Origin of the sequence: Paraherbaspirillum soli (genome assembly GCF_042654985.1) — a bacterium.
GTDB lineage: Bacteria > Pseudomonadota > Gammaproteobacteria > Burkholderiales > Burkholderiaceae_D > Paraherbaspirillum > Paraherbaspirillum soli.
Genome location: NZ_JBHSMT010000013.1, coordinates 507458 through 531773, shown reverse-complemented (window position 1 = coordinate 531773; position 24316 = coordinate 507458). Strand labels below are relative to the sequence as shown.

Genomic DNA, 24316 nt, shown 5'->3' with positions numbered 1-24316 from the left:
CAGCAAAATGCATGCCTTATCGTGCTGCCAGGTGTCGTAGGTCGGAAAAGCGCAGCCCTTGCAGGGCGCGTATCCGCTTGCAAGCGGATACCGTTGCGCAGGCAGATGGCATGCCATCTGAAACCCCTGCTCCACCCTTCCGACATGGTGCAGCTGATACGCGGGCCAAGTGCTTGGCTATCAAAATCGGTTGTTCCTGCTCACAGGTAGTTGGTGCGCGGCGTCGGAAGACGCTGCGCTTTTCCGACCTACTTGCCGGGCAGTTGCGCGTACTCGTCGTCGCTGAACAGCCGCGAGCGTGTCAGGAACCGTTTGCCGGAGCCGTTCTCCAGCGAGAACATGCCGCCGTTGCCATGCACCACGTCGATGATCAGCTGGGTGTGTTTCCAGTATTCGAACTGCTCCGCACCGATATAAAACGGCACGCCATCCAGATCGCCCAGATATACATCCGCGTCGCCGACCTGGAATTCATCGCGTGCGTAACACATCGGCGAACTGCCGTCGCAGCAGCCGCCGGACTGGAAGAACATCAATGCGCCATGTTGTTGCCGGAGTGTCTGCAGCAGTTCTAGTGCGGCGTCGGTGGCGATGACTCGGGCTGTGGTGGTTGACATGATTTTTCCTGTTGATGATGGACGGAGGGCGTGGGTTGCTGCGTTCTGCCCCGTTGGACAACGAGGCAGAACAGACCCCTAGAAAAACCCTAATGCGTTGGGGCTATAGCTGACCAGCAGATTCTTGGTCTGCTGATAATGCTCCAGCATCATCTTGTGGTTTTCGCGGCCGATGCCGGATTGCTTGTAGCCGCCGAATGCGGCATGCGCCGGATACAGGTGGTAGCAATTGGTCCAGACCCGGCCGGCCTGGATCCCGCGTCCCATCCGGAACGCGCGCGAACCGTCGCGCGTCCATACGCCGGCGCCCAAGCCGTACAAGGTGTCGTTGGCCAGCGCCAGCGCCTCTTCCTCGTCCTTGAAGGTGGTCACCGACAACACCGGGCCGAAGATTTCTTCCTGGAAGATGCGCATCTTGTTATGGCCCTGGAATACAGTCGGCTCGACGTAATAACCCGTCTCAAAATCGCCGGCCAGCTGCTTGCGGCCGCCGCCGATCAGCAGCTTGGCGCCTTCCTGCTGGCCGATGTCGATGTAGGACAGGATTTTTTCCAGCTGTTCCTGCGATGCCTGGGCGCCGATCATGGTGTTGTTGTCCAGCGGATTGCCTTGCTTGATGGCTTTGACCCGCTGCAGTGCGCGCTCCATGAAGCGCTCGTAGATCGACTCTTGAACCAGTGCCCGCGATGGACAGGTGCAAACCTCGCCCTGATTCAATGCGAACATGGCGAAGCCTTCGAGGCATTTGTCGAAAAACGCATCGTCCTGCTCCATCACATCGGCAAAAAACACATTCGGCGATTTGCCGCCCAGTTCTAGCGTGACCGGGATGATGTTTTGCGATGCGTATTGCATGATCATGCGGCCGGTGGTGGTCTCGCCGGTGAATGCGATCTTCGCGATCCGCTTGCTGGACGCCAGCGGCTTGCCGGCTTCCAGTCCGAAACCCTGCACGATATTGAGCACGCCGGGCGGCAGCAGGTCATGCACCAGCTCGATCCATACCATGATCGAAGCTGGCGTTTGCTCGGCCGGTTTCAAGACCACGCAATTGCCGGCAGCCAGCGCCGGCGCCAGTTTCCAGACCGCCATCAGGATCGGGAAATTCCATGGGATGATTTGGCCGACCACGCCCAGCGGTTCATGGAAATGATAGGCGTAGGTGTCGGCATCGATGGTAGCCACCGAGCCTTCCTGGGCCCGGATGCAGCCGGCAAAATAGCGAAAATGATCGATCGCCAATGGGATGTCGGCCGCCATGGTTTCGCGGATCGGCTTGCCGTTGTCGATGGTTTCGGCGGTCGCCAGCATTGCCAGATTGGCCTCCATCCGATCGGCGATCTTGTTCAGGATGTTGGCGCGCTCGGCAGGCGAAGTCTTGCCCCAGCTTGCTTTTGCGGCATGGGCCGCATCCAGCGCCAGTTCGACATCTTCGGCACTGGAGCGGGCGACTTCGCAGAAGGTCTTGCCGATCACGGGGCTGATATTTTCGAAATATTCACCCTTCACCGGCGGCACAAATTTGCCGCCGATGAAATTGTCGTAACGCTGCTTGAACGGATTGCGGATTCCCAGTTTGCTGATGTCTGCCAGATTCATGTCATCCTCTTTGAGTGTGTGGGTAGCTTTGGAATAGATGCAACAAGCACTGACGCCAATACGCAAACGGCATGCCAATGATGTGAGCAGGCGACGCTGAAAACATCGCAATGGCTGCTGTATAAAGAGAGACCGGGAATAAAGCGTGAGGCAGGGCGTTGACAGCGCGGCGCGAGTTGACCAAGAATTGTGTCAAATTGGATCGCTGGTAGCGCGCCGCTGTTCCAAAGTTGAACATTGCTGAAATCAACTTTGTTGCGAACAGCCGGACAGGATTTGGTATTTCGATAGCTAATAAAGACCTGGAGCGATTGATCATGCAAAACAAGATAGTGACTTTGGCATTGCAAGGCGGCGGTTCGCACGGCGCGTTCACCTGGGGTGTGCTGGACCGCTTGCTGGAAGAGCCGCGGATCGAGATCGAAGGAATCAGCGGCGCCAGCGCCGGTGCGATGAACGCGGTGGTGCTGGGTCATGGCCTGGCGGTCGGCGGGCGCGATGGCGGTCGCCAGGCGCTGGCGGATTTCTGGGGCAGCGTCAGCACCAAGGAGCTATTCAATTTCATGCGGCCCGATGCGTTGAGCGATGCCGGGATCGCTTCGCAGGCAACTTCGGCGGCGCTATTGAAAGGTATGTTTTCGATGACGCGCATGTTCTCGCCATATCAGTTCAATCCGTTCGACATGAATCCGCTGCGCGACATCCTGGCCGCGCAGATTGATTTCGATCGCTTGCGCGCAGCCGGAAAAGTCAAATTGTTCATCGCCGCGACCCAGGTCAGTACCGGCACGCTGAGGATCTTTCGCAACCGCGAGTTGACGCAGGATGTGCTGCTGGCATCGGCCTGTTTGCCATCCATCCAGCACGCGGTCGAGATTGACGGCGAAGCATATTGGGATGGCGGCCTGACCGCCAATCCGCCGATTTTTCCTTTGCTGCATTTATGCACCGCGCCCGATATCGTGGCGGTACTGTTGCATCCGTTCCGGCGGCCGGAGACGCCGACCACCACTGACGACATCGGCCAGCGCTTGAGCGAGATCAGTTTCAGTTCGACCTTTTTTACCGAGATGGGCGGCCTGGCGCTGGCCAAGCGCGAGGCTGAAAATGATCCCGAGGCGCGCGGCAAACTGCATCAGCGCTTGAAAGATCTTCACATGCACGTGATCGACGCCAATGCCTTGATGAGCCAGCTGACTGTCGCCAGCAAATTGAATACCAAGGCATCGTTCATCAATGCGCTGCGCGACGCCGGCCGCGAACGCGCGGATCAGTGGCTAGCCGAGGAATTTGACGGCATCGGATTGCATTCGTCTTTCGATCTGGACCAGTTTTTGCCTTAACAGTTTTTGTTTAGTCGCTAGAAAGATTTTTCCTGCTTATGAAACCATCACGTTCAGAATTCATCCCGCTACGCGGCCTGCGCTACCACCTGCGCCATTGGGGGCGCGAGGATGCGCCTAAATTTTTCATGCTGCACGGCTGGATGGATGTGTCGGCTTCGTTTCAGTTTGTGGTCGACTGCCTGGAGCGCGACTGGCATGTGATCGCGGCGGATTGGCGCGGCTTCGGCCTGACCGAAGGGCCGCCTGTGGATACGTATTGGTTCCCGGATTATCTGGCGGACCTGGACGGTATTTTGCAGCATTATTCGGCGGCCGAGCCGGTCAATCTGCTTGGTCACAGCATGGGCGGCTATGCGCTTGGCCTGTATGCCGGGGCGCGTCCAGAACGGATCAGGACCTTGATCAATCTGGAGGGTTTTGGCGGCGAGCAGTTTTCGCCTGACTTGGCGCCAGCGCGTTATGCAAAATGGCTGGATCAACTGCGGACGCCGCCGCCGTTGAACACTTATCCCACGCAAGCGGCGGTGGCGGCGCGCCTGCAAAAAACCAATCCACGCTTAAACGATTTGCGAGCGGCATTCCTGGCGCAGCATTGGTCGCGGCAGAATGCGCAAGGACACTGGGAAATTCTGGGCGACCCGGCACACAAGATCATCAACCCGGTATTGCCGAGGGTGGAGGAACTGATCGCCTGCTGGCGGCGTATCAGCGCCCCGGTGCTGTGCGTCGAAGCGGCGGACACCAATATGTGGCAGTGGATGGGGGGCAAGGAGTTGATGCGCAGTGAAATCGACCGGCGCATTGCCTGCCTGCCGAATGCGAAAGCAGAGGTCATCCCGGATGCCGGCCATATGCTGCATCACGATCAACCGCAATTGCTGGCGCGAATGATTGAACGATTCCTGGCTGAGCAGGGCGTCTAACCAAATTGAAAATTTTGCCGAGGCCAAAATGTGCATACGCAGCATGCAACGGCAAGGGGCGTACAATCTCGGAGTGATGACTTTTTGCTTGCCTTGCGGTACTGACTAATGATGTTGAATGTTGATCTCCATTGCCACTCGAATGTTTCCGACGGTACCTTGACCCCGACGGCGGTCGCCACCCGTGCCAAGCTTAACGGCGTCGATATATGGGCCTTGACCGATCACGACGAAGTGGATGGCATTGCCGAAGCCCGGGCGGCAGCGGCGATGCTAGCTTTGCGTTACGTGCCTGGGGTTGAAATCTCGATTACCTGGGCCGGCCACACGATTCACATTGTTGGTTTGCAAATCGACGAGACTAACCCGCAACTGGTGCAAGGACTCGCCGCTACCCGCGGCGGCCGCGAACGGCGGGCGCGTGAAATGGCGGCGCAACTGGCGGCAGTGGGCATCCCGGATGCGTTTGAAGGGGCGTTGAAGCATGTCGGCAACCCTGACCTGATTTCCCGTACGCATTTTGCCCGCTACCTGGTGGAAATCGGCCGCTGTGCGGATACCCCGGAAGTGTTTCGCAATTTTCTGACCGAAGGCAATCCTGGTTATGTGCCGCACCGTTGGGCATCTCTGGAGCAGGCGGTGAGCTGGATCCGCGGCGCCGGCGGCGTGGCCGTGGTGGCGCATCCGGGGCGGTACAAATTGAGCGATCTGGCGTTCGATGCTTTCTTCAACGAATTCAAGCAATTAGGCGGCGCCGCCATCGAAGTCATGACCGGCAGCCACACCATCGACCAATATGCGGTGTACGCAAAGGTGGCCGCCGACTACGGCTTTATGGCATCGCGCGGCTCGGACTTTCATAGCCCCGGCGAATCCCGGGTCGATCTCGGCGCGCTGCCGCCGCTGCCTGCTGGCGTGGTGCCGGTCTGGCACGACTGGTAGTTCACGCAGGTACGTATTACTGCTAAACAATAATGCGGGTACCATGAACAATTGCCAATTTCTTAGTGGAGATAATCATGTCGACTCATGTAATTGAAGCGGTGCGATTCAATGCTGCCGGTGACCGTGTTGAACAAGTGCGCTGGGGCAGGGTGATTCCCACGAACGGCGGACCGCTTGCCTGGGATGCCAAAACTTCCGAACAAGATGTGAGTCTGGTGGTCGATGCGCTTAACTTCGGCGATGAGGTTTTAACGGTTTTTGCGGTCGGACCCGGCACGGTATTGGGCCCCAGGGTGCAAGTTGTCATCCATGAGCACGGTGTCGAAGGGATTGCAACGGTTGGTCACGATATGCCAGGAAGAACGTTGAGCGATCTGCCGAGGTTTTAGTGCGCTTCTGGCCCGCTCTTGAAATTTGAGGCGGCGGACTTATTTTAAAGACACTTTCTTCCCATTTTGGAGCTTTTCAATGAAACGAATTTTCCTGTTCCTCGCTACCAATATCGCAGTGATGGTTGTGATGAGCATCGTCCTGTCGCTGCTGGGCGTGGATCGTTTTCTGACGCGCAGCGGCTTGAATTTGCCGATGCTGATGGTGTTTTCGCTGGTGGTCGGTTTTACCGGAGCGATCTTTTCGCTGTTAATCAGCAAACAGATGGCCAAATGGTCAACCGGCGCCCATGTCATCGCTAGCCCGTCCAATGCAACCGAGACCTGGCTGCTGAATACGGTCGGCAAACTGGCGCAGCGTGCCGGAATCGGCATGCCGGAAGTGGCGGTGTATCAGGGCGAGCCGAACGCGTTTGCCACCGGCGCGTTCAAGAATTCCGCGCTGGTAGCGGTGTCCACCGGTCTGCTGGAAAGCATGACGCAGGAAGAGGTCGAAGCGGTACTGGGCCACGAAATCGCCCACATTGCAAATGGCGACATGGTTACCATGACGCTGATCCAGGGCGTCGTGAATACCTTTGTCGTGTTCCTGTCGCGGGTGATCGGCTACGCCGTCGACCGCGCCTTGTCGCGTGACGAAAACAGCGGCCCCGGTATCGGCTATATGGTGACGGTGATCGTGTCGCAGATCGTGCTGGGGATCGGCGCCTCGCTGATCGTTGCCTGGTTTTCGCGGCACCGCGAATTCCGTGCCGACGCAGGCTCGGCCAAATTGCTGGGAAGTGCGTTGCCGATGCAAAAAGCGCTGGCGCGGCTGGGCGGGGTCCCGATTGCGCAACTGCCGGAGTCAATGGCGGCAATGGGTATTAATGACAAGCCGGGTTTCATGGCGCTGTTCTCCAGTCATCCTCCGCTTGAACAACGGATTGCCGCGTTGCGTAATCCGCAAGTTACCAGCATGTAAATATCATTTGGAATTTGTCCAAATGACCCATTAGGGCGGCGGTAGCCAAACGGCTGCCGCCGTTTTTCATTTCCAATAAAGTTGCTGAACCATGAGCCAGTTTTTTCAAATTCATCCCGATAATCCGCAACTGCGGCTGATCAAGCAGGCGGCGCAAATCATCCAGGCCGGAGGCATCGTCGCATTGCCGACCGATTGTTGCTATGCGCTGGTTTGTCAACTCGACAACAAGGATGCGGTCGAGCGCGTGCGGCGCATCCGCGGCGTCGACGATAAGCATCATTTGACCATGCTGTGCCGCGATTTGAGCGAAATCGCGCTCTACGCCAAAGTGGACAATCGTCAGTACCGCCTGCTGAAAACCGCAACCCCGGGCGCTTTCACTTTTATTCTCGAAGCGACCAAGGAAGTGCCGCGCCGCCTCAGTCATCCGTCCCGCAAAACGATAGGCCTGCGGGTGCCGCAACACGGCATCGCGCAGGCGTTGCTGGAAGAACTGGGGCAGCCGTTAATCGGCACCACCCTGATTTTGCCGGGGCAAGAAGATGCGTTGACCGATCCGGAGGAGGTGCGCGACCAACTGGAGAAGCAAGTCGAGCTGGTGATCGATGGCGGCGCCTGTAGCCTGGAGCCAACCACGGTGCTCGATCTGACCGACGATGCGCCGCAGTTGATACGGCAGGGACGCGGCGACGCCAGCCTGTTCGGCCTGTGAGCTATTTCTGCTTGCTGGTCCGAGTATTCGTGGCCCCTCTGATAAAATCCCGCCCATGAACGAACTTATTCAAATCATCGCAGTATCGGCATTACCCGTGCTTTTCGCGATCACGCTGCATGAAGCCGCGCATGCCTATGCAGCCAAGTATTTCGGCGATAACACCGCCTATATGCTGGGCCGCATGAGCCTCAACCCGGTTAAGCATATCGATCCATTCGGGACCATCCTGATTCCGATATTGCTTTTTATCGCCACCGGCGGTTCATTTCTGATTGGCTATGCCAAGCCGGTGCCGATCAATTTCAACCAACTGCGCAAGCCAAAGCGCGATATGGCGTGGGTGGCGCTGGCTGGCCCTGCCGCAAACTTTGTGATGGCTTTAGGCTGGCTTTTGCTTTTTCTCCTCTTGTCTCCTTCTCAAGGAGAGCACAATTTTTTCGTGCTGATGGCGAAAGCAGGCGTGGGGATTAATCTAGCCCTGTTCGCGTTAAATCTGTTGCCGCTTCCGCCCTTGGACGGCGGCCGAATACTGACTAGTTTGCTACCTAATAAATTGTCTTGGCAGTTTGCGAAAATCGAGCCCTACGGTTTTTTCATCATATTGGCCTTGATTCTCATCAAGATTGGCAATGTGCCTTTGCTGTACATTTGGGTCGATCCTGTACGGCAAGCGACTTTCGTGGTGCTTCGTTTGATTGTTTCGCCGCTGTTTCCCATCCCCCATTAAATTAACCAACCATGTATCCTGACCGCGTTGTTTCTGGTATGCGTCCGACTGGCGCACTGCATCTTGGCCATTATCACGGCGCATTGAAAAATTGGATTCGACTGCAATCCGAATTGCCTTGCCTGTTTTTTGTCGCCGACTGGCATGCGCTGACGACCCATTACGACGATCCCAGCACGATCGAGAACAGCACCTGGGAGATGCTGATCGACTGGTTGGCGGCAGGCGTCGATCCATCACAGGCGACCTTGTTCATTCAGTCGAAAGTGCCGGAGCATGCCGAGCTCCATTTGCTGTTGTCGATGGCGACTCCATTGGGGTGGCTGGAGCGGGTGCCGACCTATAAGGATCAACAGGAAAAACTCGCGGACCGCGATCTGGCGACCTATGGCTTCCTCGGTTATCCGCTGTTGCAGGCGGCCGACGTGTTGATTTATCGCGCCACTCAGGTACCGGTCGGCGACGATCAGGTGCCGCATATCGAGATGATGCGCGAAATCGCGCGCCGCTTTAATCATCTGTACGGCAAGGAAAAAGGCTTTGAAGAGAAAGCGCTGGAAGCCGTCAAGAAGCTCGGCAGCAAGCGCGCCAAGCTGTATCACGAATTGCGTACCGAGTTCCAGCAGAAGGGCAGTGAGGACGCGCTGGAACAAGCCAAGGCGATGTTGGACGATGCCCAGAATCTGTCGATGATAGACCGCGAGCGCTTGTTCGGCTTCCTGGAAGGCAGCCGCAAACTGATTCTGTCCGAGCCGCATGCGCTATTGACCGAAGCATCGCGCTTGCCGGGCCTGGACGGGCAGAAGATGTCGAAGAGCTATGGCAATGCGATTGCCTTGCGTGAAGACAAGGACGTGGTGACCAAGAAAATACGCACCATGCCGACCGATCCGGCACGGGTGCGCCGCACCGATCCGGGCGATCCCGACAAATGCCCGGTATGGCAATTCCACCTGGTGTATTCCGACGACGCTACCAAAACCTGGGTTGCCAAAGGCTGCCGTTCAGCCGGCATCGGCTGTCTCGAATGCAAACAGCCTGTGATCGACGCCATCATCAAGGAACAGGAACCGATGCACGAACGGGCCCAGCAATATCTCGACGATCCATCGCTAGTGCGCGCGATTGTTGCGGATGGTTGCGACCACGCCCGCAAATTGGCGCAGGACACGATGCGCGACGTGCGTGAAGCGATGGGCTTGAGCTATAGCTGAGCGCGAATGAATTCATGCCCGCCGCGTTTCAAATGACTGTTGCCGAGATGACTGCTGCATCGACCTGGATCAGTCGCTTTAGCGGCTTGATACCGCCTGGGCAAGTACTCGATCTGGCTTGCGGAGGAGGGCGTCATGCCGTGTTGCTGGCGGCGCAGGGCCTGGATGTGTTGGCGGTCGATCGGGATCCGGCAGCGCTGGCCGGAATCGGCGCGCCAGGCATCTCGACACAGCAAATCGATCTGGAGGCGGGCAGTTCGGATGCGCTCGACATGCTGTTCCAGCCTCAGCGATTTACCGCTGTCGTGGTCACCAATTATTTGCATCGTGCTTTATTCCCGTTGATCTTGCGTAGCGTGGCGGAGCAGGGCGTCCTGCTGTATGAAACCTTCGCTGCCGGCAACGCGCAATTCGGCAAACCATCCAACCCCGATTTTTTGCTGCAACCCGGCGAGCTGCTGTCGGTGCTGTCGGCCGACCGTGCTGATTCCTGGCGGGTGCTGGCGTTCGAAGACGGTTATGTGGAGCAGCCGAAACCGGCAATGGTGCAGCGGCTTTGCGCCGTAAAAGGACAAGACGGGGCCGCAGCCAGTCTGCGTATTGCTTAAATTTTATTGGATCTATTGGTGCTCCAATAAGGTTGATGGCATGTCAGGCGTAACTTGTTTTACAAGTGGAATTTCCCCATCGGCACGGCGATCCGCTACAATCAGACTTTTATTTCTTCGCACTTATTTATCATGATCCAGGGCAGCATTGTTGCAATCGTTACTCCCATGCATTCTGACGGCAGCCTCGACTTGCCGGGTTTGCGAAAGTTGATCGACTGGCATATCGCAGAAGGCACCGATGCCATCGTCATCGTCGGTACTTCGGGCGAGTCCCCAACGGTATCGGTTGAGGAACATTGTGAATTGATCAAAGTCGCGGTTGAGCACGCCGCCAAACGTATTCCCATCATTGCCGGTACCGGCGGCAACTCCACCGCCGAAGCGATTGAACTGACCCGTTATGCCAAGGAAGCGGGTGCCGACGCCTCGCTGCAAGTGGTGCCTTACTACAACCGGCCGACGCAAGAAGGGATGTACCAGCATTTCAAGAAGATTGCCGAAGCGGTCGATCTGCCGGTCATTCTGTACAACGTTCCCGGCCGCACCGTAGCCGATATGAGCAATGAGACGATTCTCCGTCTGGCGCAAGTGCCGGGGATTATCGGCGTCAAGGATGCAACCGGCAACATCGGGCGCGGCTCCGATCTTATTCGACTGGCGCCCGCATCGTTTGCCGTATATTCCGGCGACGATGCTACGGCCATGGCGCTGATGTTCTGTGGCGGCAAGGGCAATATTTCAGTCACTGCGAACGTTGCGCCGCGCGACATGCATTTGCTGTGCGTCGCTGCCATGAGCGGGAATGTCGCCGAAGCAGTCAAACTCAATAACAAACTTCTGCCGCTGCATAACAAGCTGTTCATAGAGCCCAACCCGCTGCCCGTTAAATGGGCGCTGACCGAAATGGGCATGATGGCCGACGGCATACGTTTGCCGCTGGTGCCCTTATCCGCTGAATATCATGCGACCGTACGCGAGGCATTGCGTGAATCGGGTGTATTAAAATAAGCGCGCTGCCAGGCGTGTCCGCTTGAATTTCCCTCATTTCTTTCATCCTGTATCCACATGACTATTCGCAAGAACATTCCTTCGATTCAATTCAGTCTTACACAACGTAGTCTTGTTATCGGTTTAGCGCTAGCCAGCCTGGCAGGATGCAGTTCGGTCGGGTCGATCTTGGAACCGGACCGGATTGATTACAAAAGCGCCGACAAGATTAAAGCGCCAAAGTTGGATATCCCGCCCGATCTGACGCAGTTGCAGCGCGAAAATCGTTATGCGATTCCTGAAGCCAATCAAGGTACGGCAACAGCGTCCGGCTATAACCTGGAGCAAGGTGCGCGGCCGGCCGCTGCGGCAGCGGCAATCGCACCGAATGCCGCGCCCGACATGCATATCGAGCGCGATGGTTCGCAGCGCTGGCTGGTGGTCAAAGCAGCCCCTGAAAGCCTGTGGCCCAAGGTCAAGGATTTTTGGCAAGACTCGGGTTTCTTGATCAATATCGAGAACTCCGAAGCTGGCGTGATGGAAACCGACTGGGCCGAAAACCGCGCCAAGATCCCGCAAGATTTCGTGCGCAACACGCTCGGCAAAGTATTTGATTCGCTGTATTCGACCGGCGAGCGCGATAAATTCCGCACCCGCTTGGAGCGCGGCCAAAACGGCACCACCGAGATTTATATCAGCCATCGCGGTGCCGAAGAGGTGTTGTCCGGCGCGCAAAAGGAATCCAGCATCTGGACTGCTCGTGCACCCGACCCGCAACTCGAAGCAGAGTTCCTGTCGCGCCTGATGGCACGTTTGGGGGCAGACGAAGTCAAGGCCAAGGCAGCCGTGGCCAATACGCCATCGTTACAGTCGCGCTCCAAGCTGGTTAAAGATGCCAACGGTGCTTATGTCCAGGTTGACGAAGGTTTCGACCGCGCCTGGCGTCGTGTTGGCCTGGCGCTTGACCGCGTCGGCTTCACGGTCGAAGACCGTGATCGTAGCCAAGGATTGTATTTCGTCCGTTACGTCGATCAAAATGCGGATGCCAAGGACAAAAAATCCGAACAGGGCTTCTTCTCCAAATTGTTCTCCAGCTCGGATAGCGACAAGGCAAAATCCGCAGTCGGATATCGGATTTTCGTGAAAGGCTCGGAATCCGCCAGTCAGATTTCCGTGTTGAATAAAGACGGAAAGCCAGAGGCATCGCAGACTTCCGATAAAATTCTCGCGCTGCTGAACGAGCAACTCAAGTAATCGCTCGGCATAAAACCAGTAAGCAGGACAGCAATGTGTTTTGCCCTTAGCCACCGGGATTTCCGTTGAAATTCGCCAGTCTTGGCAGCGGTAGTGAGGGCAATGCATTGCTGATTTCCGCCGCATCCGGCGGCACTACCACCAACGTCATGCTGGATTGCGGATTCGGCATCCGTGAAACCGAGCGGCGCCTGGCCCGGCTGGAAATGGACGGCGCTGCGCTATCGGCCATCGTCGTCACCCATGAGCATCAGGATCATGTCGGTGGCGTTTTCAAATTCGCCCGACGCCACCGTCTGCCAGTCTGGCTGACATTCGGCACTTATCAAGCCTTGCGCAAAGATTGCAGCGATGTTGCGCTGCAGTTTTGCCGCGACGGCGAACCTCTGGTTATCGGCAATCTCGAATTAACGCCTTATACGGTTCCGCACGATGCGCGGGAACCGGTTCAATACGTGGCTACTGATGGCGAGTACAAGCTCGGTGTCCTGACCGATGCCGGTAAATCTACCGACCATCTGGTGAATGCCCTGGGTGGATGTGATGCATTGGTTCTGGAGTGCAATCATGATCGCCAGATGTTAAGCAATTCCAATTATCCGGCTTCACTCAAGCGCCGGATCGGCGGACAGTACGGTCATCTATCGAATGATGCTGCATCCGAGATCCTGGCTGCGCTGGATCAGTCGCGCTTGCGCAAGGTTGTCGGCGCGCATCTGAGTCTGCGCAACAATACGTCTGAACTGGCGTATTCAGCGCTTTGCAGTGGTCGTCACAGCGAGCAGGTGGAGGTGATAATCGCGTGCCAGGAAGAGGGATTCGGCTGGATCGAAATATGAGGGCACATCTAAAAACCTACTGCAGGGTTTGGCAAGCCCGCCAATCTCGGGGCTGCAGGGGTGACAAAATCGTCACCGTACAGTTGTACGGCTCCGCTTCTCGCCCCGACCTTGAACCGCTCGCTACGGTTCTTAGAGGCACCCATGATTTCGATTTTTGAATCAGCAATGCGCTCGATTGAGAAAAGTAAGCGGATGCCGGTTAAAAGCCCAGCAGTCAGGCAATAAAAAAGCCGACCCATGGGTCGGCTTTTTTTAAGCAACCAAAGATTACTTGGAAGCAGCAGGAGCAGCAGCAGATGCTTCAGCGGCTGGAGCAGCAGCTGGTGCAGTTGCTTCAGCAGCAGGAGCTGCTGGTGTCGATGCTTCAGCAGCTGGTGCTGGAGCAGCAGCAGGAGCTTCAGCTGCTGGAGCAGCAGGAGCAGCCATAGCTGGTGCCGAAGCTTCAGCAGCTGGTGCTGGAGCAGCAGCTTCTTCTTTTTTGCCGCAAGCAGCCAGAGTCAATGCCAACAGGGATGCGATCAAAAGTGTTTTTTTCATGAATGTTCCTTCAGTAGTAATCAAAAGTTTTGCGATGAATAATTACCGGTAATTATCGCTCTACAGGATGTTTTCGCAGTGCTCTGCTTTAATTACGCATCGCGATGCAACAAAAACTTTCCAGGACAGGATTATAGCCGGGTTTTGTTAAATATGGCATTGACGGTTTGCTATTTGGTAAGAATTTGTATCAATGCAACAGGGATTATATATGCCTTGGTCTAAATGTCCGGGGTACACCGGCAAATTACAGAAATTGCGTCAAATAACGCGGCTTTATTTGGCGCTATATTGTTTTGGCAAGGGTGGGCGCAGCAGGGCAGTCACCCTTTCAAGCCAACTGGAATCAAGCAAGAACTACCCAGCCGTCTTCATACCAGGTGTAAAGCGCCTCCAGCACGTCGTTCGACACTTTGCTGGCGGCATCGGGGTCCAGTCGTCGCTGGTCTGCCAGCAGCGTCAATGATTCCTTGTCCGCACGTCCGGCGGCGAACGATTCGCCATTGATGAACACATGTTTGCCGCGGTACAGCATCTGGGTTTTGCGCGACAGCGCTACGCCGCGTTTGGCGAGCGCTGCGGTAAAGCGAGGCAAGGTAAGCGGTCGTGCCGGGGATTCAAAAAACACGTTGGCTTTCGGCTCCGACAGATATTGGCCGACGAAGATGGCGATATCGTCGTCGGTGAAGCGAACTTTGTTCAGTTCGTCCGAAATTTGCGTCAGCATGCCGCGGCTGATTTCCGCCGGGTGTGACGACGGCTTGAGGTCGGCGTCGGCGTAACGGCCCGGCAGGTCGATCGAGTCGGCCATGAATTGCAAAAATGCTTCACCCAGTTCTTGAAAAGCCGGAGCCCGGAAGCCAATCGAGTAAGTCATGCACTCGCCGACTGCAATGCCGTCGTGCGCGTATTGCGGCGGCAGGTAAAGCATGTCGCCCGGCTCAAGAACGAATTCCTGCTCGGGTTCAAAATTTTTCAGGATCTTGAGCGGACTGCCTTCAACCAGCGTCAGGTCCTGGCTAGCGCCGATCTTCCAATGGCGCTGGCCGTGCGCCTGTAATAAGAACACATCATAAGAATCAAAATGCGGGCCGACTCCGCCGGTGTCGGTCGCGTAACTGATCTGCAAATCGTCCAGCCGTGCGTCCGGAATGAAGCGGAATTGACGCAGCAACGCGTCGGCTGCATCGTGGTGCAGATTGACGCCTTGCACCAGCAGCGTCCAATCTTTTTGGCGCACGCTTGGCAGGCTGTCGAACGGACCGTTTTGCATTTGCCATTGCTGCTTGAAATGGGTCACCAGGCGCGATTCGACGTCGTCTCTGGATGCCAGTTCAAACAAGGCGTCGGCTGATAAAAGCGGCTTGAAGCCGGGCAAGGCTTGACGAATCAGTAGCGGCTTTTTATGCCAGTAATCGCGGAGAAATTGTGCGGGCGTTAAGCCGCCAAGGAGTGTGGAATTTTTCATGCCGCAATTATATCGGTTTGCTTGCAGCAAAATCGCGAATCGAATTGTGGACACCCCTAAGAACCTACTGCGCGGCCCAATCTCGGGGCTGTGATGCTCACCGTACAGTCGTACGGCTGCGCTTCTCGCCCCGACCTTGGGCCGCTCGCTACGGTTTTAGGGGCGTCCTTGTGTCAGTGTTATCACCTTGTAGCCGGGATAAATTTCAAATTTGCCGCAAAGAGCGTCCGCGCGGCAGCGTATAATCCGAACGCCCGTTAAATGAAAGGAATGATCATGAAGATTGCCAAAAATACGGTAGTGACCGTGCGCTACAAGTTGTCGGATGCCCAAGGCAATCTGATCGAAGAAGGTAGCGAGCCTATGGTGTATTTGCACGGCGGCTACGAAAACACGCTGCCGAAAATCGAAGAAGCGCTGGAAGGCAAGGAAGCCGGTTACAAAACCGAGCTGCAAGTCGAGCCGGAAGACGCATTTGGCGAGTACGACGCGAACCTGGTCAAGATCGAGCCGCGTAATCGCTTGCCGACGCCGCTGGAAGTGGGCATGCAATTTGAAGGTGCGCCGGATGGCGATGACGAAGATGAAGAGCATGGATTGATTTTTACCGTGACTGACATTGCTGACGACAAAGTCGTGCTGGATGGAAATCACCCACTGGCTGGCGTTGCTTTGCGCTTCAATCTCGAAGTTGCCGAAGTGCGCGAAGCTTCCGAAGAAGAGATCGCCCATCAGCACGTGCATGGCGCCCACGGTCATCACCACGACGATCTGGACGACGAAGCTGCCGACGATCATTTCCGCAGCCAGCCGCTGCACTAAAATTTCGGCATGCGCCGGATAAGTTTTTTCCGGCGCACCGTGAAAATGAAAAAGCCGCAGGCAATTTATCGCCTGCGGCTTTTTTTATCCTGCGAAAAGATATTACTTGCGTGAAATCTTGGTCTGCTCGGCAGTCTTGTCGAGTTCGAACAGCTGCGGATTCGCTGTGTCCACGGTCAGTTTGATCCAGCCGCCGGCGACTTCGAGATCGCCCAGATTGCGCTGCCAGACGATCGCGGACGCGGTAGCGGCGTGCCCGGCCGGACGTCCGTGGATCACCAATACCTTGCCGTTGAATCTGGATGCCAGCGTGTTGATTCTTTGACGAATTTCGGTAAAGCCGTCGCGCTTGACGTTAAAGTCAAAGACGCGATGACGCTGCGCCACCAGTGGATCGCCATCGCAAAACAAGACGATGGCATCCGATTTTTTCTGCATCGCATTCAAAAAGATCCGCTGCAACCACTCTCGATTGGCAATCTGCCGATCTTCAAATTCGCTGTTGCGGCCACCCTCGGACAAATAATGATTATTGCTGGCGGGCAGATTGATCGTGGCGAATAGTACGTTGCCGATTTCCCACCGCGCATTCTCGACGTAACTGCGGAACTTGGGCGAGGTCGACTGCCGTATCAGCGGAATTTTGCTGTCGCCAAATGAAAAATCATCGACAAAGAAAAGTTCGCGCAGTCGGTTCAGGCGCTCGATCGCGGCGGAACGGTCGCCAGCCGTTTTGCAATAGACCCAGTCGCTGGCTGTCAGCGACAGGATCAGGCCGTTTTTTGCGCTGCTCAATAATGCTTTGCGTTGACTATATAGCTTGTCCGAGCATGGCTCGCTGCTCGATTTGATGCCGTTGGCAACCACAAACGCCAGGTTGTCGGCATCGCTTTCGGCGATCGCATTGCGCAACGCGGTCTCGTCCGACGTGGTTTGGAACGCGTGCCCGATCACGCCGAAACTGAAGTTGCCGGTGTCGGCCAAAGCGCAGCCCGAACCTGCGGCCAACGCCAGCCAAAGGGCCATCCGGACCGCCGCCGGGCGTCCGAATGTGCGGCTAGCAGCAAGTCGAAAAAAAACGTTCATGCGTGTGCGTCAGTGAGTTTCTTTAGCCGGTACAGCTGTTCCAATGCTTCGCGCGGCGTCAGCGCGTCCGGATCAATCGTCGCCAGGGCGTCGATCAGTTCGCTTGACAGCGCAGCGGCAGCGCCATCCATGGCCGCAGGATTAAAGCCATCAGTAGCATCTACAACCGGATGGGAAAACAGATCGAACTGCGGCGATGCCTGCACCGATTGCGACTCCAGCAAAGCCAGATGCTTGCGCGCGGCGCGAATCACCGGCGACGGCACGCCGGCCAGTTGCGCCACTTGCAAACCGTAGCTTTGCGAGGCCGGTCCGACCTGCACCGCGTGCAGGAACACGATACTGTCCTTGTGTTCCACCGCCGACAAATGGACGTTGGCGGCGGAAGGGTGCAGTTCGGGCAGTTGGGTCAGTTCGAAGTAATGGGTGGCAAACAGCGTGAAGCTGCGGCTGACTTCAATCAAATGGCGGGCAATCGCCCAGGCCAGCGCCAGGCCGTCGAAAGTCGAGGTGCCGCGTCCCACCTCATCCATCAGCACCAGCGAGTTCTCGCTGGCGCCGTTCAGAATCGCCGCCGACTCGGTCATTTCGACCATGAAGGTCGAACGGCCGCCGGCCAGATCGTCGGCCGCGCCGATGCGGGTAAAGATGCGGTCGATCGGGCCGATGGTTGCGCTGGCGGCCGGCACATAGCTGCCGACGTAGGCCAGCAAGGTGATCAGCGCAACCTGCCGCATGAAGGTCGATTTACCGCCCATGTTGGGGCCGGTGATCAGCAGCAGCTTGCGTTCGGTCGACAGCTGGCAGTCGTTGGCGATGAAGCGTTCGATCTGTTTCTCGACCACCGGATGGCGTCCTTGCTCGATCCGCAGCGCCGGTTCGGCCACCAGTTGCGGTTCGCACCAATCGTGGCGTGCCGCATGGTCGGCCAATGCCACCAGCGTATCGAGTTGCGCCAGTGCCTGCGCGATGCTTTGCAGCGTGCCGATATGCGGCGCCAGTGCTTGCAGTATTTGCTCGTAAAGATATTTTTCCCGAATCAGCGCGCGTTCCTGCGCCGACAATGCCTTGTCTTCAAACGCTTTCAGTTCTGGTGTGATGTAGCGCTCGGCATTTTTCAGGGTTTGGCGGCGGCGATAATCGTCCGGCACCTTGTCGGTCTGACCGTGCGTGACTTCGATATAAAAACCGTGCACCTTGTTGTATTCGACGCGCAGATTGGCGATGCCGGTGCGGGCGCGTTCGCGGGTTTCCAGGTCGACCAGGAATTGCCCGGCGTTTTCTGACAAGGCGCGCAACTCGTCCAGCTCGGCGTCGTAGCCGGTGGCAATCACGCCGCCGTCGCGCACCATGGTTGAAGGCTCGGCCGCAATCGCGCTTTGAATCAATTGCAGGCAGTCCTCCGGCGTCGTCAGCGCATTTTGCAGCTCCTGCAACAACGGCGCTTGCGAGTCGCTGCCGCACATGGCAAGGTCGGCGCGCAAAGCGTCCAGCTGCAACAAGCCGTCGCGCAAACCGGCTAGATCGCGCGGGCGGGCCGACAGCAATGCGATCCGTGCGGTGATGCGTTCGATATCCGGTACCGAGGCCAGCGTGCTCGATAGCCCGGCGCCGGCATCGGCGGCGATCAACGCGCCGATCGCGGCGTGACGGCCGCGGGCGACGGCTTGATCGCGTTTGGCGTGATGCAGGCAATGCCGTAAAAAACGCGAGCCCATCGCGGTACGGCAGTGGTCCAGCAAGGAGAACAAAGTCGGCGCGCCGGACGATGCGTCCTGGCCGCGTATCGTTTCGGTCAGTTCGAGATTGCGGCGGGTCGCGGCGTCCAGGCCGATGAATTCATTTTCGGTTTCGACGGTGAGCGCGCGCACATGCTGCAAGCCCTTACCCTGCGTCGATTGGGCGTAGCGCAACAGGGCGCCGGCGGCGCCGATGGCGGCGCTCAGGCCTTCCGCGCCAAAGCCGCTCAAAGTGCTGGCCGCCAGTTGTTCGAGCAGCGACTTTTGGCCGTGGGCGATGTCGAAATGCCATTCGGGCACGGTGGTGGCTTTATTCACCAGGGCGTTCGCCAGCATCGCGTCGACCATGTCGGCCACCAGGATTTCCGCTGGCGCAATCCGTTCCAGCGCTTGCTTCAGCTGGGCGTCCAGGGTTTGCGGATCGCAACTGGTTTCCATCATTTTCAGCGCGCCGCTCGCCATCGACAACCACGCCATCCCTAACGTCACGGTCTTGCGTTGTTGTGTGATGTACAGGGCCAGCAGCGGCTGGTCGGATTTTTCCGGCAGCAGGTTGGAGTCGGTCAAGGTGCCGGGGGTGACCACGCGCAGCACTTTTCTGTCGACCGGTCCTTTGCTGGTGGCGGGGTCGCCAATCTGTTCGCACAGCGCGACCGACTCGCCGAGCTTGATCAGTTTTGCCAGATATTGATCGGCTGAATGAAACGGCACGCCGCACATCTTGATCGGCGCGTTGTTATAGGTGCCGCGCGAGGTCAGCGTGATGCCGAGCAGGCGCGCGGCTTTTTCGGCATCGTCGAAAAACAGTTCGTAAAAATCGCCCATCCGATAGAACACCAGTGTGTCCGGATAGTCGGCCTTGATGCCGAGATACTGCTGCATGCCGGGTGAAACTTTTTGGGGGGCTGCCGTCATTGAACGACTCGCTTGCTGATGATGGATTGCATTGGATATTTTCTTTCTGGGGCGAATTGCGCCTCGAATTGCGTCTGATTATTGGATGTTTTTTGCAAAGTGATTGCTGAATCGCCTGCGCATACAAAGGCGATATTGTATGTCGAAGATCAGGCTAAATCCGCTCCGCTGCCGTCAATTGTGTCAACGGATAAATAATTTATCGCCGCGGCTGGGGGGCATAGTCAGGAAAGAATTCGCGCATCAGGAAACGTTGCAGTTCGGCCGTATCTTCCGGTCTGGCACTGAGCGTAAATTCGCGGTCGCGGCGGTTTGACTTGAAGATGAAATCCCGCTTCTTGATCTTGCGGATGACCTCGATCATTTTATTGACGACGGCCATTTCAATGCTGTCTTCGCTGCCTTGTTCGACCGGGATGACTTGCAGCGCGCGCCTGCTGTAATCCGGGCTCCATCCCTGGAAGCTGAACTCGGCGTCATGCGCGCCCATGTGACGCAGGTTGAACAGGCCGCCGGTTTCGCCCGGACCCATGCCCATCGAACGCTTTTGCGCCGCGATATTGGCCAGCGCGATGCTATTGGATGCCGGCGCCTGGCCTTCTTCCGCTGGCGTCTCGTCGGCTTGCAATGAACGCTCCTGCGCCTCGGCGGCGGCCCTGCGGCGGCGTGCCGCGTCGACGTGAGCGGAAAAATCTTCCTCCAGCGACGGCGTGTTTTTGGCGCTGTCCGGTTGCACTGCGCTGGCGGTTTCCGGGGCGACTGCGACCACCGGCTTGCGAATCGCGGACGGCTTCGAAGGTGCGCTGCGTGCACTCCTTGCGCGTGGCTGCGGTTTCGGTTTTGCCGGCGGCGCCGATTTTGTTTGTTGTGGTGCGCTGGCAGCTTGCGGCGTCAAGGTGATGGTGGTTACTTGCCCTTGATTTCCGGCTGGGGACAAGTTGATATCTTGCGGCAATTGGGTGAGCAGATACCAAATGCCGATCGCGTGGATGGCGACAGTCAGCAGCGCGCCGACAATGGCCGGAGTGCGACGGCGAGGCTGATGGCGATCGCTGGTGCGTTGAGCGATTCCAGGATTTGCACTCCTTTCCGTCATCGTGTCGGCCTTGTCTTGCAAAATGGTTGATGGCGTCATGCTACTAGCGTCGCTCACATTGCCGCAACCAGCTTAAAACGCCGTTGGCGGCGGCGCGGCCGGACGCAAAGCACGCGGTCAGCAAATAACCGCCGGTCGGCGCTTCCCAGTCAAGCATCTCGCCGGCGCAAAATACGCCAGGCATGGCACGCAGCATTAATTGTTGGTCCAGGCCGTCGAAGCGCACGCCGCCGGCACTGCTGATGGCTTCGTCGATGGGACGGGTTGCGACTAGTGTTAACGGCAAGGCTTTGATGGCCTTGGCCAGCCGTGCCGGATCGGTAAAATCGGCGGCCGCAACCAATTCCCTTAGCAAACCGGTTTTGACGCCTTTCAATCCCAGACGGCTTTGCAGATGGCTGGACCAGGAGCGGGCGCCGCGCGGGTGCGACACTTCATCGGTCACGCGTTGCAAGGACCAGTCCGGCAGCAGATCGATATGGATCTCGGCGCTGCCGTGCGCCACGATGCGATCGCGCAAACCGGCTGACAAGGCATACACCAGACTGCCTTCGATGCCGGCGGCGCTGATGACGAATTCGCCTTGCTTGCGTAATTCGCTGCCATAGGCTTGAGTGCATGTTACGGCGACCGACTTCAGGTAATGACCGGCAAAGCGGCTTTGAAAATGCGCGCTCCAGCCGACATCGAAACCGCAATTGCTCGCTAACAGCGGCGCCACCGGTATCGCACGTTGCGTCAGCAGCGGCACCCATTTGGCATCCGAACCCAGCCGCGCCCAGCTGCCGCCGCCGAGCGCCAGCAGCACCGCGTCGGCATCCACCGATTGCGGTCCTTGCGGCGCGATAAAGGACAGTGCGCCATCTTCAGTCCAGCCCTGCCAGCGATGCCGCATATGAAAACGCACCCCGGCCTGGCGCAACCGTTGCAGCCAGGCCCGCAGCAAAGGCGCCGCTTTCATATCGGTCGGAAATACCCGGCCCGAGGAGCCGATGAAAGTGGCGATTCCCAGTGCATGCACCCAGTCGCGCAGCGCATCCGGTCCGAACTGGTCCAGCAACGGCGCTATTTGCGGGCTGCGCGCGCCGTAGCGGGATAGAAACGCGTCATACGGTTCGGAGTGGGTCAGGTTCATGCCGCCTTTCCCGGCCAGCAAAAACTTGCGGCCGACCGACGGCATGGCATCGAACAGATCAACCTGCACGCCGCCGCCAGCCAATATCTCGGCCGCCATCAGGCCGGCGGGACCGCCGCCGATGACGACTACCTTTTTGACTGCTGGGAAAGCCTGATCCAGGGAGGGCGTTGCAGGAACTGCCATAACTATTCGCTACTAAAGTGATTGGGATGGTCGGGAAATTGGTTTGCAACTTTAACATATCGGGTAGGGCGGATGAGCGTAGCCTTAGTTGCCAACTTATCCGCCGTTTGATGTGCCTCCCGTGGCTGAAATTGCTGAAACGGCGGATAACGCTGAGCTTTTCCGCCCTACTTGGCGTGCATCCCAATAAAAAAGAGGCCGGAATTGCTCCGGCCTCTTTGATGCGTCTGCAAACGCTGCGACAACGTTTGCAATGACGACAATTAACGCTTCAACTGGCTGATATCGCGCACCGCTCCGCGGTCGGCCGAGGTCGCCATCGCCGCATAGGCTTGCAAGGCCTGTGACACGTAACGCTGGCGGTCGACCGGCTTCCAGGCGTGCTTGCCTTTGGCTTCCATCGCGGCGCGCCGTTGCGCCAGCTCTGCATCGCTGATTTTCAGGTGTATCCGGCGTTCGGGGATGTCGATCTCGATCGTATCGCCGTTTTCGACCAGACCGATCGCGCCGCCTTCGGCCGCTTCCGGCGAGGCGTGACCGATCACCAGACCCGATGAGCCACCGGAGAAGCGGCCATCGGTAAACAACGCGCAGGATTTGCCCAGTCCCTTGGATTTGATGTAGGAAGTCGGGTACAGCATTTCCTGCATGCCGGGGCCGCCTTTCGGGCCTTCGTAGCGAATGATGATGACGTCGCCGGCCTGGACCACGTCGCCCAAGATGGCTTCCACTGCATCGTCCTGGCTTTCGAACACGCGGGCGCGGCCGGTGAACTTGAGGATGCTTTCGTCGACGCCGGCGGTTTTGACGATGCAGCCGTTCTCCGCCAGATTGCCATGCAACACCGCCAAACCGCCGTCCTGCGAGTACGCATGGGCCTTGTCGCGGATGCAGCCGTTGCTGCGGTCCATGTCCAGACTGGCGAAGCGTTTTTCTTGCGAAAACGCGACCTGTGTCGGCACGCCGCCGGGAGCGGCGCTAAACAGTTTGTGGGCGGCAGGATTCCGGGTTTGGGTGATGTCGTTATCGGCGATGGCGTCGGCCAGGGTCTTGCTGTGGATAGTTGGCCGGCTGGTGTCTAGCAAGTCTGCGCGGGCCAGCTCGCCCAGGATGCTGATGATGCCGCCGGCGCGATGCACGTCTTCGATATGATATTTGTCGGTCATCGGCGCCACCTTGCACAGGCAAGGCACGTGGCGCGAGATGCGGTCGATGTCGACCATCTTGAATTCGACTTCGGCTTCTTGTGCCGCGGCCAGCAAATGCAGGACCGTGTTGGTCGAACCGCCCATCGCGACGTCCAGAGTCATTGCATTTTCAAACGAAGCTTTGGTGGCGATGCTGCGCGGCAGGACCGAGACGTCGTCCTGCTCGTAATAGCGCTTGGCCAGTTCGACGATCAGCCGTCCGGCGCGCAGGAACAGTTCCTTGCGGTCGGCATGGGTGGCGAGGATGGTGCCGTTGCCGGGCAGTGCCAGCCCCAGCGCTTCGGTCAGGCAATTCATCGAGTTGGCGGTAAACATGCCGGAGCAGGAGCCGCAAGTCGGACAGGCCGAGCGTTCGATTTCGGCAATGTCGGCATCGCTGACGGAGGAATCGCCGGCCTTGATCATGGCGTCGACCAGGTCGATCTTGACGATCTTTTGTTCGCCGGCCGCCAGTCCGGCTGACTTGTCGAGATATTTCCCGGCTTCCATCGGACCGCCGGAAACGAATACCACCGGGATGTTCAGCCGCATCGCCGCCATCAACATGCCGGGGGTGATTTTGTCGCAATTGGAGATGCACACCATGGCATCGGCACAGTGCGCGTTGACCATGTATTCGACCGAATCGGCGATCAGCTCGCGCGACGGCAGCGAGTACAGCATGCCGCCGTGACCCATCGCAATGCCGTCGTCCACCGCAATGGTGTTGAACTCCTTGGCGACGCCGCCTGCGGCTTCGATTTCGCGTGCCACCATTTGGCCCAGATCCTTCAGGTGGACGTGGCCGGGGACGAATTGAGTAAACGAATTGACCACCGCAATGATCGGCTTATCGAAGTCGCCGTCCTTCATGCCGGTGGCGCGCCACAGTGCGCGAGCGCCAGCCATGTTGCGGCCGTGGGTGGTGGTGCGGGAACGATATTGCGGCATGATCGACTTCTCCAGAATGATGGGCTTGAACGCTGTGGCTAGCAGCCTGTCGGACTTA

General features: G+C 57.7%; 22 protein-coding genes. 13 read left to right on the top strand and 9 right to left on the bottom strand.

Going from position 1 to position 24316, the window contains the following annotated elements:
• Positions 1 to 248: 248 nt before the first annotated feature.
• Together ACFPM8_RS10025 and adh are read right to left on the bottom strand one after the other, a co-directional pair.
• Complete coding sequence (locus tag ACFPM8_RS10025) at positions 249 to 617, bottom strand: DUF779 domain-containing protein (protein ID WP_378997365.1); 369 nt, start codon at positions 615 to 617, stop codon at positions 249 to 251.
• Between the two features lie 78 nt (positions 618 to 695).
• Positions 696 to 2216: an aldehyde dehydrogenase gene (gene adh / locus ACFPM8_RS10020; protein WP_378997364.1), complete on the bottom strand. Its 1521-nt coding sequence runs from the start codon at positions 2214 to 2216 to the stop codon at positions 696 to 698.
• A 317-nt stretch (positions 2217 to 2533) separates the two neighbouring features.
• Here adh and ACFPM8_RS10015 point away from each other — a divergent pair, with 317 nt between their 5' ends.
• From ACFPM8_RS10015 to ACFPM8_RS09960, 12 genes are all read left to right on the top strand, one after another.
• Positions 2534 to 3559, top strand: a complete 1026-nt coding sequence (locus tag ACFPM8_RS10015; protein ID WP_378997363.1) for a patatin-like phospholipase family protein — start codon at positions 2534 to 2536, stop codon at positions 3557 to 3559.
• Between the two features lie 38 nt (positions 3560 to 3597).
• Positions 3598 to 4485 (top strand): alpha/beta fold hydrolase, encoded by an 888-nt coding sequence (locus ACFPM8_RS10010; protein ID WP_378997362.1) that lies wholly within the window; start codon positions 3598 to 3600, stop codon positions 4483 to 4485.
• Positions 4486 to 4596: 111 nt separating this feature from the next.
• The gene (locus ACFPM8_RS10005) at positions 4597 to 5427 is read left to right on the top strand and encodes a 3',5'-nucleoside bisphosphate phosphatase (protein WP_378997449.1); all 831 of its coding nucleotides are present in this window, start codon (positions 4597 to 4599) and stop codon (positions 5425 to 5427) included.
• Between the two features lie 77 nt (positions 5428 to 5504).
• The gene (locus ACFPM8_RS10000; protein WP_378997361.1) at positions 5505 to 5819 is read left to right on the top strand and encodes a hypothetical protein; all 315 of its coding nucleotides are present in this window, start codon (positions 5505 to 5507) and stop codon (positions 5817 to 5819) included.
• A gap of 79 nt (positions 5820 to 5898) precedes the next feature.
• Entirely contained in the window at positions 5899 to 6783 is an 885-nt protein-coding gene (gene htpX / locus ACFPM8_RS09995; RefSeq protein WP_378997360.1) for a protease HtpX, read from the top strand.
• A 91-nt stretch (positions 6784 to 6874) separates the two neighbouring features.
• On the top strand, positions 6875 to 7498 hold the full coding sequence (locus tag ACFPM8_RS09990) for an L-threonylcarbamoyladenylate synthase (RefSeq protein ID WP_378997359.1): 624 nt from the start codon (positions 6875 to 6877) through the stop codon (positions 7496 to 7498).
• 55 nt (positions 7499 to 7553) lie between these two features.
• A complete protein-coding gene (locus tag ACFPM8_RS09985) occupies positions 7554 to 8228 on the top strand; it encodes a site-2 protease family protein (RefSeq protein WP_378997357.1) in 675 nt (224 codons plus the stop codon).
• An 11-nt stretch (positions 8229 to 8239) separates the two neighbouring features.
• Positions 8240 to 9442, top strand: a complete 1203-nt coding sequence (locus tag ACFPM8_RS09980; RefSeq protein WP_378997356.1) for a tryptophan--tRNA ligase — start codon at positions 8240 to 8242, stop codon at positions 9440 to 9442.
• A gap of 14 nt (positions 9443 to 9456) precedes the next feature.
• Complete coding sequence (locus ACFPM8_RS09975) at positions 9457 to 10050, top strand: class I SAM-dependent methyltransferase (RefSeq protein ID WP_378997355.1); 594 nt, start codon at positions 9457 to 9459, stop codon at positions 10048 to 10050.
• Between the two features lie 132 nt (positions 10051 to 10182).
• Positions 10183 to 11061: a 4-hydroxy-tetrahydrodipicolinate synthase gene (dapA, locus tag ACFPM8_RS09970; RefSeq protein WP_378997447.1), complete on the top strand. Its 879-nt coding sequence runs from the start codon at positions 10183 to 10185 to the stop codon at positions 11059 to 11061.
• A gap of 57 nt (positions 11062 to 11118) precedes the next feature.
• Entirely contained in the window at positions 11119 to 12294 is a 1176-nt protein-coding gene (gene bamC, locus ACFPM8_RS09965; protein ID WP_378997354.1) for an outer membrane protein assembly factor BamC, read from the top strand.
• 65 nt (positions 12295 to 12359) lie between these two features.
• Positions 12360 to 13133: an MBL fold metallo-hydrolase gene (locus tag ACFPM8_RS09960; protein ID WP_378997353.1), complete on the top strand. Its 774-nt coding sequence runs from the start codon at positions 12360 to 12362 to the stop codon at positions 13131 to 13133.
• 270 nt (positions 13134 to 13403) lie between these two features.
• Here ACFPM8_RS09960 and ACFPM8_RS09955 read toward each other — a convergent pair whose 3' ends face one another.
• Positions 13404 to 13673, bottom strand: coding sequence for a hypothetical protein (locus tag ACFPM8_RS09955; protein WP_378997352.1), 270 nt, complete (start codon positions 13671 to 13673; stop codon positions 13404 to 13406).
• Positions 13674 to 14019: 346 nt separating this feature from the next.
• Entirely contained in the window at positions 14020 to 15141 is a 1122-nt protein-coding gene (locus ACFPM8_RS09950) for a JmjC domain-containing protein (RefSeq protein WP_378997351.1), read from the bottom strand.
• Between the two features lie 276 nt (positions 15142 to 15417).
• On the opposite strand from ACFPM8_RS09950, the gene ACFPM8_RS09945 reads away from it, so the two are divergent.
• A complete protein-coding gene (locus tag ACFPM8_RS09945) occupies positions 15418 to 15963 on the top strand; it encodes an FKBP-type peptidyl-prolyl cis-trans isomerase (protein ID WP_378997350.1) in 546 nt (181 codons plus the stop codon).
• 102 nt (positions 15964 to 16065) lie between these two features.
• Here ACFPM8_RS09945 and ACFPM8_RS09940 read toward each other — a convergent pair whose 3' ends face one another.
• The 5 genes from ACFPM8_RS09940 to ilvD all read right to left on the bottom strand — a co-directional run bounded on the left by ACFPM8_RS09940 (position 16066) and on the right by ilvD (position 24258).
• On the bottom strand, positions 16066 to 16989 hold the full coding sequence (locus ACFPM8_RS09940) for a hypothetical protein (protein ID WP_378997349.1): 924 nt from the start codon (positions 16987 to 16989) through the stop codon (positions 16066 to 16068).
• A gap of 56 nt (positions 16990 to 17045) precedes the next feature.
• Positions 17046 to 19703: a DNA mismatch repair protein MutS gene (mutS, locus tag ACFPM8_RS09935; RefSeq protein WP_378997348.1), complete on the bottom strand. Its 2658-nt coding sequence runs from the start codon at positions 19701 to 19703 to the stop codon at positions 17046 to 17048.
• A 199-nt stretch (positions 19704 to 19902) separates the two neighbouring features.
• Positions 19903 to 20838: a hypothetical protein gene (locus ACFPM8_RS09930; RefSeq protein ID WP_378997347.1), complete on the bottom strand. Its 936-nt coding sequence runs from the start codon at positions 20836 to 20838 to the stop codon at positions 19903 to 19905.
• Positions 20839 to 20842: 4 nt separating this feature from the next.
• A complete protein-coding gene (locus ACFPM8_RS09925) occupies positions 20843 to 22120 on the bottom strand; it encodes a TIGR03862 family flavoprotein (protein WP_378997346.1) in 1278 nt (425 codons plus the stop codon).
• 263 nt (positions 22121 to 22383) lie between these two features.
• A complete protein-coding gene (ilvD, locus tag ACFPM8_RS09920) occupies positions 22384 to 24258 on the bottom strand; it encodes a dihydroxy-acid dehydratase (RefSeq protein ID WP_378997345.1) in 1875 nt (624 codons plus the stop codon).
• Positions 24259 to 24316 lie beyond the last annotated feature (58 nt).